Here is an 11,814-nt window from a genome sequence, read left to right as displayed (position 1 = left end):
GTGCTATCGTTCTTGCTTAAGGCAGGCTGAAGACTGCCATGCTCGGAGTATTCATGATTCATTCCGTCCGTGAATAATCACTTGTGTTCGCTTCTATATAACTTGAAGGAATGTACATAAAGTCGCTCTCCGTGCGGTTATGGCTGGACGAAGAAATTTCATTACCCAAGCCGGGCGCACCAGATTAGCTTGACGTTTTTTGCCCACATTGATGAACGCCATGCGCCTTGCCTGCCTGCTGCTTGCCAGCGCCGTCCTGACCGGGTGCGCGACCGCGCCCGCCACCAAACCCATACCGGGGGCGCCGCCGCCACCGACGCCGCTGTCCACCCTGCTGCAAAAGCAGGTCTACCAGATGACGCCATTCGAGGCCGGCCAGTACATCGCCCACATGCAGGGCGCCGAGCCGGACCTGAAGAAGCGCATCGCCGCGATCGGCCGCCAGAACATCGGCCAGCCCTACTCGCTGCACCTGCTGGGCGAGTTCCCCTACGAGATCCACGACAGCCTGCCTCTATATAGCCTGGCGCAGAGCGATTGCGTGGTGTTCGCCGAACACACTTATGCGATGGCCATGTCCGGCTCGTGGGAAGAGTTCTTCTGGATGCTGCAGCGGATCCGCTACCGCGACGGCGTGATCGGCGTGGCCACGCGCAACCACTACACCGAGATGGACTGGAACGTGGCCAACCGCTGGCTGGTGACCGACGTCAGTGCCGAACTGGCCGGCGCCGGCGGCCCTGGGTACGACATGAAGGTCGACCGCGCACGCTTCCTGGCCACCCGACACAACACGGTGCGCGAGATCCCGGTCGAGACCAGCCGCCAGGCCTATGTGCCCAAGGAACAGGTGGCGGCCATCGCCAGCCAGTTGCAGGAAGGGGATTTCGTCAATGTGATCTCGACCCGCGACGGCGAGTACTGGGCCTCGCACGTGGGCCTGGTGGTGCTGGGACCGAACGGCGAGCGCCACTTCCTGCATTCCGCCGAACCGCAGGTGCGCGAAGAGACCTTCGAATCTTATATATCGCGCACGCTCGAGCGCCAGGAGCGCAATGCGCGCGCCGGCAAGCGCGGCCAGGCGCTGGCCGGTTTCAAGTTCCTGCGCCTGAACGAAGCGATCACGGTGCCGCCGATGGCGCCGCAGCCGCGTCCGGGGCGTCCTGCCGCCTGACGCCCGGCATCGTCGACCGCGTCCCGGCCTGCCGGGTCGGGACGCTTTTTTATTTCCGCCATTCCCATCGGCATCCGCCGACCCGCCCTTCCTCAATATCCCGAATTAAATAAATAGTCGCTGGAAATGATTATCCATCGCCATTTCTTTTATTCACTTCTTCATTTCAATCTTTGTGCGCATGCATTATATCCCCTATCGCTGTTGAGTGACCTCAAACCCGCCATTCAATCTCGGACAGATAATAAGCTTATACACACAAAACCAATCGGCAAAACCACCCCATCCAGCGCAGAGTTTTATTCTAACGCCTGATCGTGCAGTAAACCATTATTTTGATTGCAGCTGCACGTCGTTCTCTTTCAGCGAGAAGCCGATTGCCATGTCAATTCAACGCTACAGCCTGTCTCACCAGCTCTGCGCAAGAATCGTATCCATGCACCGCACTGCGAAGGCCGCCCTGGCCATCGGGGTCGACCTGGTTGCGCTTCCCGTCTGTTTTTTAATCGCAATGATATTGCGCGGGGGCGATTTACAGCTTGCAAAACAATTCGGGCCCGGCTCTTATTTACTGGTGGCGGTGCTGACGATAGCGGCTTTCTGGCTATCCGATTTATACCGTGCAGTCATTCGCTTCATCGACCATCGCCTGCTCACCCTGACCGGTCTCGCATTGGGTATTGCCGTATTATGCGCCTATCTTACTTTGGTAATCCTCAATGAGGCGCGATTTCCGCGCAGCGCGCTGGCGATATATTGGTTCATCGCTTTTTCTTATGTCGTGATATCGCGGATCGGTGTGCGCAAGCTGCTGCGCAGCAAGCGCGGCCCCTGCACTGGCAAGGCACTGGCGGTCGCCATCTACGGCGCCGGCGAGGCCGGCGCCCGGCTGGCCCAGACCATGCGCGACGGCGACGAATACCGCCCACTCTGCTTCTTCGACGACAAGCACGCGCTCAACGAACGCACCGTGGCCGGCCTGCGCGTCTTCCACACCTCGCGCCTGGTGGAGCTCAGCGCCGCGCTCGGCATCCGCACCATCGTCATCGCCCTGCCCGCCGCCGCACCCGAACGCCTGCGCGAGCTGATGCAGCGCCTCGGCCAGGCCGGCGTGCCTACCAAAATCCTCACCCGGCTGGTCGACCTTGGCGACGACAAGGCCAGCGACAAGTCGGTGCTGCGCGACGCCATCCGCGAGATCAAGTTCGAAGACCTGCTCGGCCGGCCGCCGGTGCCGCCGCGGCTCGACCTGTTCGCGCGCTGCGTGCGCGGCAAGGGAGTGCTGGTGACGGGCGCCGGCGGTTCCATCGGCAGCGAGCTGTGCCGCCAGATCGTCACCCTGAGCCCGGCGCGCCTGCACCTGATCGACCATTCCGAATACGCGCTGTACACCATCCGGCAAGAGCTGGCGGCGCGCTTTCCCGCCCTGCCCATCCACGCCCACCTGGGTTCGGTCTGCAACGCCGACCTGGTCGAGCGCGTGCTGGCCGCCGGCGGCATCGACACCATCTACCATGCCGCCGCCTACAAGCACGTGCCGCTGGTCGAGACCAATATCGTCGAAGGCCTGCGCAACAATGTGCTGGGGGCCCAGATCATCGCCGCCGGCGCGGCGCAGCACGGCGTCCAGACCTGCGTCCTGATTTCCAGCGACAAGGCGGTGCGGCCGACCAATATCATGGGCGCCAGCAAGCGCATCGCCGAGCTGATCTTCCAGGCCGCTGCCGCCCGCGCCGCCGGTGGCTGCGCTCCGGGCGACGGCGTAGGGGCTGGCGCCGGCCATGGCCCGGCCCATGGCGCAGGCAACAGGACCGGCACGACGTTCTGCATGGTCCGCTTCGGCAATGTGCTGGGCTCCTCGGGCTCCGTGATTCCCCTGTTCCAGCGCCAGATCACGCGCGGCGGGCCGGTGACGATCACTCATCCCGAGGTGTCGCGCTACTTCATGCTCATCCCCGAGGCGGCCCAGCTGGTGATCCAGGCCGGCGCCATGGCCAAGGGCGGCGACGTCTTCGTGCTCGATATGGGCGAGCCGGTGCGCATCCTCGAGCTGGCGCGCACCATGATCGCCATGCACGGCCTCACCGAGCGCACGCCCCAGCAGCCGCGCGGCGACATCGAGATCCAGTTCATCGGCCTGTTCCCCGGCGAAAAACTGCACGAGGAACTGCTCACCGACGGCACCGTCTTCCCGAGCGAGCACCCGCGCATCATGCGCATGAAGGAAAGCGCGCTGCGGCCCAGTGTGCTCGAAACCTGTATCACCTGCCTCATGATGGCCTGCGAGACCCACGAGCGCGGCCCCATCGAGTCGATGGTCAAGGCCATCGTGTCCGAATACCTGCCATCGACGCCGCCGCCCCTGCCGCAGGCGCCGGTCGAGGAGCCCGTGCCTGCCGGCCTGATTCGCAAGTTCGTGCCGTTCCGGATCTAGGGCCGGCCAGCGCCACCGCTTCACACCGTCACATCGTTGCCGTCATACCTGCCCGTCATACCCGCTGTCATACAGATACTGTCGAGGAAACCCATGCGAGACGAGAACCAATCAGTTCACCTGGAGCAGCTGCTGGACCGGCTGCGCGACCGCCATGCCGTGATCGGCATCATCGGCCTCGGCTACGTCGGCCTGCCGCTGGCGCTGCGCTACGCCGCCGAAGGCTTCCGCGTCCTCGGGATCGACGTCGACGCCGACAAGGTCGCGCGGCTCAACCGCGGCGGCAGCTATATCGCGCACATCGGCGCCGCCGCGATCGAAGAGGCGCGCGCGGCCGGCTTCATGGCCAGCACCGACTTCGCCCGCACGAGCGAGGCCGACGCCCTGATCATCTGCGTTCCCACCCCGCTCACCGCCTACCGCGAACCCGACCTGTCGTTCGTGATCGGCACCGTCGAATCCCTGCTGCCGCACATGCGGCCCGGCCAGCTGCTGTCGCTCGAAAGCACTACCTATCCCGGCACCACCGAGGAAGAACTGCGCCCGCGCCTCGAGTCGCGCGGCCTGCGCGTCGGCCAGGACGTGTTCCTCGTGTTCTCGCCCGAGCGCGAAGACCCGGGCAATCCCGATTTCCATACCCGCACCATCCCCAAGGTGTGCGGTGGCTCCACCAATGCCTGCCTGGAGGCCGGCCTGGCCCTGTACCGCGCCGCCATCGACACGGTGGTGCCGGTCAGCTCCACGCGTGCGGCCGAACTGACCAAGCTGCTCGAGAACATCCACCGCGCCGTCAACATCGGCCTGGTCAACGAGATGAAGATCATCGCCGACCGCATGGGCATCGACATCCACGAGGTGATCCGCGCCGCCGCCACCAAGCCGTTCGGCTTCACCCCGTATTACCCCGGCCCCGGCCTGGGCGGACATTGCATCCCCATCGATCCCTTCTATCTCACCTGGAAGGCGCGCCAGTATGGCCTGCACACCCGCTTCATCGAGCTGGCCGGCGAGATCAACAGCGACATGCCGGGCTGGGTGGTCGGCAAGGTGGCCGACGCCCTCAACGAGCGCGGCCGCGCGGTGATGGGCAGCCGCATCCTGGTGCTGGGCATCTCCTACAAGAAGGACGTCGAAGACATGCGCGAGTCGCCCTCGGTGGCGCTGATGGAGCTGCTGCGCGCGCGCGGCGCCGCGGTCGACTATTCCGACCCGCACGTCCCGGTCTTCCCGCGCATGCGCGAACACCGCTTCGAGCTGTCGAGCGTGCCCCTCACGCCTTCCTCGCTGGCGTCCTACGACGTGGTGCTGCTGGCCACCAGCCACAGCGCCTTCGACTACGACCTGGTGCGCCAGTACGCCAACCTGATCGTGGACACCCGCGGCGTCTACCCGAACCGCTTGCCGAACGTGGTGCAGGCCTGAGCGGCCGTCCCTCCGATCCGACTCGTCCACCCACCCCATCGATGCCCACCGTCACGCCCGGAGCCCGCATGCGCCACTACCCTCCCCCCATCCTCGACCGCAAGATCCGCTTCGCCCTGGTCGGCTGCGGCCGCATCGCCCGCAACCACATGAACGCCATGCGCGAGCACGCCGACCGCTGCGAACTGGCCGGCGTCTGCGACATCGACCCGCGCGCGCGCGAAGAAGCCGCCGGCGTCACCGGCGCCCGCCCGTATGCCAGCCTCGAGCGCATGCTGGCCGAATGCGACGCCGACGCCTTCGTGCTCGCCACCCCATCCGGCCTGCACCCGGGCCAGGCGATCCGTATCGCCGCTGCCGGCTGCCACGTGATCACCGAAAAGCCGATGGCCACGCGCTGGGAAGACGGCAAGCGCATGGTCGCCGCCGCCGACGAGGCCGGGGTCCGGCTGTTCGTGGTCAAGCAGAACCGCCGCAACGCCACCCTGCAGCTGCTCAAGCGCGCGGTCGAGAAAAAGCGCTTCGGCCGCATCTACATGGTCAACCTCAATGTGTTCTGGACCCGCCCCGAGGAGTACTACCGCAGCGCCGGCTGGCGCGGCACCTGGGAATTCGACGGCGGCGCCTTCATGAACCAGGCCAGCCACTACGTCGACCTGCTCGAATGGATCGTCGGCCCCATCGAAAGCCTGCAAGCCTATACCGCCACCCTGGCGCGCGACATCGAGGTCGAGGACACAGGCGTGATGAGCCTGCGCTGGCGCAATGGCGCGCTGGGATCGATGAACGTCACCATGCTGGCCTGGCCGCGCAACCTCGAAGGTTCGATCACCATCCTGGGCGAATATGGCAGCGCCCGCATCGGCGGCGTCGCCGTCAACGAAGTCCAGCAATGGGAATTCGCGCAGCCCGATCCCGACGACGCGCTGGTGCTTGACGCCAGCTACCAGACCACCTCGGTCTATGGCTTCGGCCATCCGCTCTACTACGACAACGTGATCCGCGTGCTGCGCGGCGAGGCCGAGCCCGAGACCGACGGCCGCGAAGGCCTCAAATCGCTCGAGGTGCTGGTCGCCGCCTACCGCTCGGCGCGCGACGGCCGCCGCGTCGCCCTGCCGCTGGAGTACTGACCATGGCCATCATCATCCATTCCAGCGCCATCGTCGACCGCGGCGCGCAACTCGGCGACGACACCCACGTCTGGCACTTCGCCCACGTCTGCGCCGGCGCGCGCATCGGCGCCGCCTGCTCGCTGGGCCAGAACGTCTTCGTCGGCAACGACGTGTGCATCGGCAACGGGGTCAAGATCCAGAACAATGTCTCGATCTACGACGCCGTGACCCTCGAAGACGATGTCTTCTGCGGTCCCAGCATGGTGTTCACCAATGTCTACAACCCGCGCGCCGCGGTGCCGCGCAAGCACGAGTACCGGCGCACCCTGGTGCGGCGCGGCGCCACCATCGGCGCCAATGCCACCGTCGTGTGCGGCGTGACGATCGGCCAGTACGCCTTCGTCGCCGCCGGCGCCGTGGTCAACCGCGACGTCGCGCCGCATGCGCTGGTGGCGGGCGTGCCGGCGCGCCAGATCGGCTGGATCAGCCGCACCGGCGACCGCCTGGCCCTGCCCCTCACCGGCAATGGCGAAGCCCGCTGCCCGCATACCGGCGAGCCCTACATCCTGCAGGACGGCGTCTGCCGTGCTGCCGACAGCGCAAGCGACCTGACCGGCAGCGATCCGAACCCAAGCCCGAGCCAGAGCCAGAGCCAGAGCCAGAGCCAGAGCCAGAGCCAGAGCGCACGAGGATAATCCATGGACTTCATCGACCTCAAATCGCAGTATCTCGCTTCGCGCGAGCTGATCGACGGCCGCATCCAGGCCGTCCTCGATCACGGACAGTACATCCTCGGCCCCGAGGTGGCCGAGCTCGAAGCGCGCCTGGCGGAGCGCACCGGCGCGCGCCACTGCATCACCGTGTCGTCCGGCACCGAGGCGCTCATCATCGCCATGATGGCGCTCGGCATCAAGGCCGGCGACGAGGTGATCACCACCCCGTTCTCCTTCATCGCCGCGGCCGAAGCCGTGATGCTGGTGGGCGCCACCCCGGTGTTCGCCGACGTCGAAGCCGCCACCGGCAATATCGACGCGCGCCTGGTCGCCGAGCGCATCACGCCGCGCACGCGCGCCATCCTGCCGGTGTCGCTATACGGCCAGCCGGCCGACATGGACGCCATCAACGCCATCGCCGAACCTTATGGCATCGCCGTCATCGAGGACGCCGCCCAGAGCTTCGGCGCCACCTACCGCGGCCGCCAGAGCTGCCACCTGTCCACGATCGGCTGCACCAGCTTCTTCCCCAGCAAGCCGCTGGGCTGCTACGGCGACGGCGGCGCCCTGTTCACCGACGACGATGCCCTGGCCCAGGCCATGCGCGAGATCCGCGTCCACGGCCAGTCACACCGCTACGTGCATACCCGGCTGGGCGTCGGCGGACGCATGGACACCCTGCAGTGCGCCGTGGTGCTGGCCAAGCTCGAACGCTTCGACTGGGAAGTCGAGCAGCGCCAGCGCGCCGCGGCCGAGTACGACGCGCTGCTGCGCCACCAGATTCCCGTCTTCGCCGTGCGCAACGACCGCAGCAGCGTTCACGCCCAGTACACAGTGCTGGTCGACGAGCGCGAACGGGTGCGCGCCCAGCTTGCCGCCGCCGGGATTCCGACCGCCGTCCACTATCCGGTGCCGATTCACCGCCAGGCCGCCTATGCCCACCTGGCGCCAGACACCTATCCGGTGGCAGAAGGACTGGCCCGGCGCGTCCTGAGCCTGCCGATGGGGCCATTCCTCGACGACGCCAGCGCGCAGCGGGTGGCCGGCGCGCTGCTCGACGCCTGCCGCCAGGCGCGCAGCGCGATACCCGCCGTGACGCCAGACGAGGTGGCGCTCGCCTCGACCACCGTGCCCACGACCGTGACTGCGACCGCCACAGCCTCCGCATCGACCGCCGCGCCGGCCACGACCTCATGAGGCATTTGCCGCCATTTTGGCGCCACGTCGCCACCGTCCTCGGTGGTGCTCTCGGCGCGCAGGCCCTGCCGCTGCTGGCGGCGCCGCTGCTGACGCGCATGTGCACGCCGCAAGAGTTGGGCGCCTACAGCGTCTGGCTCGGCGTGATCGCGCTGTCGGCGATCGGCGCCACCCTGCGCATGGAGGCGGCGATGATCCTCGACCAAGAACAACAGCACCAGCGCACCTGCTTCCGGGTCGTGTTCTACAGCGCCACCATCGCCGCCTTGCTGCTCACGCTGATCGCCACCGTGGCGCGGCTGGCCGGCTTCGAACCGGCCCTGCACCTGCCCTGGGCGGCCCTGCTCACGATCGGCGCCGGCGCCTGGCTGATCGCCTGCATGCAGACCACGCTCGCCTACGCCACCTCGCACAATGCCTTCGGCAAGGCGGCGCGCGCCAAGGTGGTGGCGGCCGCCGTCATCGTCCTCACCCAGCTCACGCTGCTGTACGCCGGCCTCGGCGGGTCCGGCCTGATCGCCGGCCACCTGTGCGGCCTGCTGGCCGGCTACCTGTATGCGCGGCGCCTGCTGCAGCCGCCGCGCGCGCCCATCGCCTGGCTGCCCGATCCCGACCAGCGCGCCTACCTGCGGCGCCACCAGGCCTTCTGGCGCTACTCGCTGCCGTCGAACCTGCTCAACGGCGCCGTCAGCCAGTTGCCGCTGTTCCTGATCGGGATGCGCCACGGCGTGCTGGCCGCCGGCCTGTATGCGCTGACCCAGCGCGTGCTGTCGGCGCCCGTGTCGCTGCTGGCAGCCTCGGTGCTCGAAGTCTTCAAGCGCGAATCGGTGCTCGAATTCCGCGAGCACGGCAATTGCAGCCGCACCTACCGCCACACCTTCAAAGCGCTGCTGGTAATGGGCATCGGCCCGGCCCTGCTGCTGATGGCCTTCGCCCCGACCCTATTCGCCACCGTGTTCGGCGCCTCCTGGCGCGAGGCGGGAGAATTGGCCCAGCTGATGGCGCCGCTGTTCCTGCTGAACTTCGTCGCCAGTCCGCTGAGCTATGTGTTCTTCGTGGCCGGCCGCCAGAAGGCCGACCTGCTGTGGCAGGTGACGCTGTTCGCCACGACCCTCGGCGCCTTCCTGCTGCCGGGCAGCGTGCACGACAACGTGCTGTGGTACGTGATCGGCTATTCCTGCCTCTACCTGGTCTACCTGCACATGTCCTGGAACTGCTCGCGCAACGGGCTGGCCGCCGCATGAATCCCCTGGCCACGCCCCCTTCCGCCCCACCTCCGGCCATGCATGCCGGCGGCGCACCCGATGCCTGGGCGCTGGCGCTGCAGGACGGCCCCTCCCAGCCTCGCGGCGCGGCGCGTGCCAGGCGCGAGCAATGGCTAATGATCGCCTGCTTCTTCATGCTGTTCCCGGGCTTCTTCTTCTACCACACCCTGCTCGGCACCGGCACCACCGGCGCCTTCCTGGGCGGTTACTTCGGCCCGGTGGCGCTGGCCTTTGCCGGCCCGATGTGCCTGGTCTATCTTGCCCGCGTGCGGCGCGAGGCCCGGCGCCTGACCCTGGTCGACGTCCATTACGGCGTCTTCTTCGCGTATTTCGTGGGCGTGGTGGTGATCAATGCGGCGGCCGGCGCCAACCGCGCCATCGTGGTCTACCACATGCTCGCCATCCTGTTCATGGTGCTGGTCTACATCCAGTTCTGCTTCATCGACTTCGCCAGCCGGCGCTTTCGCGCCGTCGGCCTGCTCAGCCTGGCCGGGATGTCGACTATCGTGTTCTCGTATTCGGTCGACGGCGTGTTCTATCTCGGCGCGCTCGGCATCGCCAAGGACACCAATGCACTCGCCACCTACCAGGGTTTCTCGCGCTCCTACCTGTTTACTTACCTTGCGGTGGCCACCTTCACGCGCAGGCTGCCGCTGCGCCTGGCCTTGCATGCGCTGGGCGCGGCCACCCTGTTCGTCAACACGGCGCGCAGCGAGTTCGTGGCCCTGCTGTTCGCGATTCCGCTGATCGAATTCTATTATTCGCGCCATAAACTGTACTTCGTGCTGGCCGGCGTGTGCATCGCCGCCACCGTCGGCCTCTACCTCGACCAGATCCTGGCGTCCCTGCCCTCGAACCGCATCCTCGAACTGTTCGACCTGTCGCATTCGACCTCGGCCAACAAGCGCCAGCAGCTGACCGTGCATGCAGTGCAATCGATCGCCGCCCATCCGATCCTGGGCGACTATGGCAGCTACAAGCCCGGCCACTACTCGCACAATGTGCTGTCGGCCTGGGTCGACCTCGGCCTGTTCGGCATGCTCTACGTGGCGGCGCTCGCCATCGTCCCGATCACGCCGATGTTTTTTCACGAGTACTTTGCCGCGCGCCGGCGCCCGCTGTTCCTGCTGGCCTTCGCCTTCGCCTGCGTCACCGTCTTGTTGCTACTGACGTCCCATTACTTCACCGACATGCTGCTCAGCGCCACCCTCGGCGCCTGCAGCCGCTATGCCTACGAGAGGAAACATGCCGCGCATCGTCCACCTGACCTCGGCGCACCCGCGCTACGACACGAGGATCTTCGTCAAGCAATGCCGCACGCTGGCCAGCCATGGTCATGAGGTGATCCTGGTGGTGGCCGACGGCCTCGGCGACGAGCTGCGAGACGGGGTCCGGATCGTCGACGCAGGGAAGCGTGCAGACGGGCCGCCGGAGCGCCGTCCAAACGCGCTCGTGGAGCGCTTGGACCGCATGCTGTGGACCACGCGCCGGGTGGCCGCGCGCGCGCTGGCCTTCGATGCCGATGCCTACCAGTTGCACGACCCTGAACTATTGCCAGTTGGCCTGCGCCTGCGGCGCGCGGGCATGCGCGTCGTGTTCGATGCCCACGAAGACGTGCCGACCCAACTGCTCGACAAACCCTATCTGGCGCCGGGCGTCGCGCGCCTGGCGGCGGGCCTGTACGCGCGCTACGAACGCTACGCCTGCAAGCGCATCGACGGCCTGCTGGCCGCCACGCCTCATATCCGCGAGCGGCTGGCGCACTGCAATGCGCAGACGATCGACGTCGCCAACTATCCGCTGCCCGAGGAATTCTCTCCCGAGCGCAGCTGGGACGCGCGCACCGGGATCTGCTACGTCGGCAGCATCTCGGCGATCCGCGGCATCCGCGAAATGGTGCAGGCCTGCGCCCTGCTGCGCACCCCGGCCCGGCTGGCCCTGGCCGGCAGCTTCGCCGACCCGGCGCTCGCGCACGAAGTAGCGCTGCTGCCGGGCTGGACCCGCATCCGCGCGCTCGGCCACCTCGATCGCGCCGGCGTGGGCCGGGTCATGGAAAACGCGTTCGCCGGCCTGGTTACCCTGTTGCCGACCGCGAGCTACCGCGATGCGCTACCGGTCAAGATGTTCGAATACATGGCGGCCGGTATCCCCGTGATCGCGTCGGATTTCCCGCGCTGGCGCGCCATCGTCGAGGCCAATGATTGCGGCCTGTGCGTCGACCCGCGCAATCCGGCCGCCATCGCCGCCGCCATCGACCGCCTGGCGCAGGATCCGGCGCTGGCCCGGCGCATGGGCGCCAATGGCCGGCGTGCTGTCGAGCAAACCTATAACTGGAAAAACGAGGCGCAGAAGCTGGTGCGATTTTATGCCGACCTGACCCGGCATCCATTGGCGCACCGCCTGGCGCTGACCTAGCGAACAGAAAAAATTCAGGCCGCATCAGCGCCCATCGTTTAAGCAGTTTCAAGGAATCGCACGGCGATCCACCTTATCGTGT

At 66.9% G+C, this 11,814-nt stretch carries 9 protein-coding genes; all 9 read left to right on the top strand.

Annotation, left to right across the window (positions count from 1 at the left end; genetic code table 11):
- The first annotated feature begins 211 nt into the window (after positions 1-211).
- The 9 genes from SOM28_RS08355 to SOM28_RS08315 all read left to right on the top strand — a co-directional run bounded on the left by SOM28_RS08355 (position 212) and on the right by SOM28_RS08315 (position 11,732).
- Positions 212-1,174 (top strand): N-acetylmuramoyl-L-alanine amidase-like domain-containing protein, encoded by a 963-nt coding sequence (locus tag SOM28_RS08355; RefSeq protein WP_123067575.1) that lies wholly within the window; start codon positions 212-214, stop codon positions 1,172-1,174.
- Between the two features lie 382 nt (positions 1,175-1,556).
- Entirely contained in the window at positions 1,557-3,608 is a 2,052-nt protein-coding gene (locus SOM28_RS08350; RefSeq protein WP_123067576.1) for a polysaccharide biosynthesis protein, read from the top strand.
- 93 nt (positions 3,609-3,701) lie between these two features.
- Positions 3,702-5,030 (top strand): nucleotide sugar dehydrogenase, encoded by a 1,329-nt coding sequence (locus tag SOM28_RS08345; RefSeq protein ID WP_123067577.1) that lies wholly within the window; start codon positions 3,702-3,704, stop codon positions 5,028-5,030.
- Positions 5,031-5,098: 68 nt separating this feature from the next.
- Complete coding sequence (locus SOM28_RS08340; RefSeq protein ID WP_320467809.1) at positions 5,099-6,160, top strand: Gfo/Idh/MocA family protein; 1,062 nt, start codon at positions 5,099-5,101, stop codon at positions 6,158-6,160.
- A gap of 2 nt (positions 6,161-6,162) precedes the next feature.
- Positions 6,163-6,837, top strand: a complete 675-nt coding sequence (locus SOM28_RS08335; RefSeq protein WP_320467808.1) for an acyltransferase — start codon at positions 6,163-6,165, stop codon at positions 6,835-6,837.
- Between the two features lie 3 nt (positions 6,838-6,840).
- Entirely contained in the window at positions 6,841-8,052 is a 1,212-nt protein-coding gene (locus SOM28_RS08330) for a DegT/DnrJ/EryC1/StrS family aminotransferase (RefSeq protein ID WP_320467807.1), read from the top strand.
- On the top strand, positions 8,049-9,296 hold the full coding sequence (locus SOM28_RS08325) for a lipopolysaccharide biosynthesis protein (RefSeq protein ID WP_123067580.1): 1,248 nt from the start codon (positions 8,049-8,051) through the stop codon (positions 9,294-9,296). Before SOM28_RS08330 ends, SOM28_RS08325 begins: the two co-directional genes overlap by 4 nt.
- Complete coding sequence (locus SOM28_RS08320; RefSeq protein WP_123067581.1) at positions 9,293-10,657, top strand: O-antigen ligase family protein; 1,365 nt, start codon at positions 9,293-9,295, stop codon at positions 10,655-10,657. Before SOM28_RS08325 ends, SOM28_RS08320 begins: the two co-directional genes overlap by 4 nt.
- The gene (locus SOM28_RS08315; RefSeq protein WP_183407288.1) at positions 10,563-11,732 is read left to right on the top strand and encodes a glycosyltransferase family 4 protein; all 1,170 of its coding nucleotides are present in this window, start codon (positions 10,563-10,565) and stop codon (positions 11,730-11,732) included. Before SOM28_RS08320 ends, SOM28_RS08315 begins: the two co-directional genes overlap by 95 nt.
- The last annotated feature ends 82 nt before the right edge of the window (positions 11,733-11,814 follow it).

This window comes from Massilia sp. CFBP9026 (assembly GCF_034045165.1).
Classification (GTDB): Bacteria; Pseudomonadota; Gammaproteobacteria; order Burkholderiales; family Burkholderiaceae_D; genus Telluria; species Telluria arenae.
Note: the sequence above shows the minus strand (reverse complement) of the source record. Positions and strands in the feature narration are given on the sequence as shown.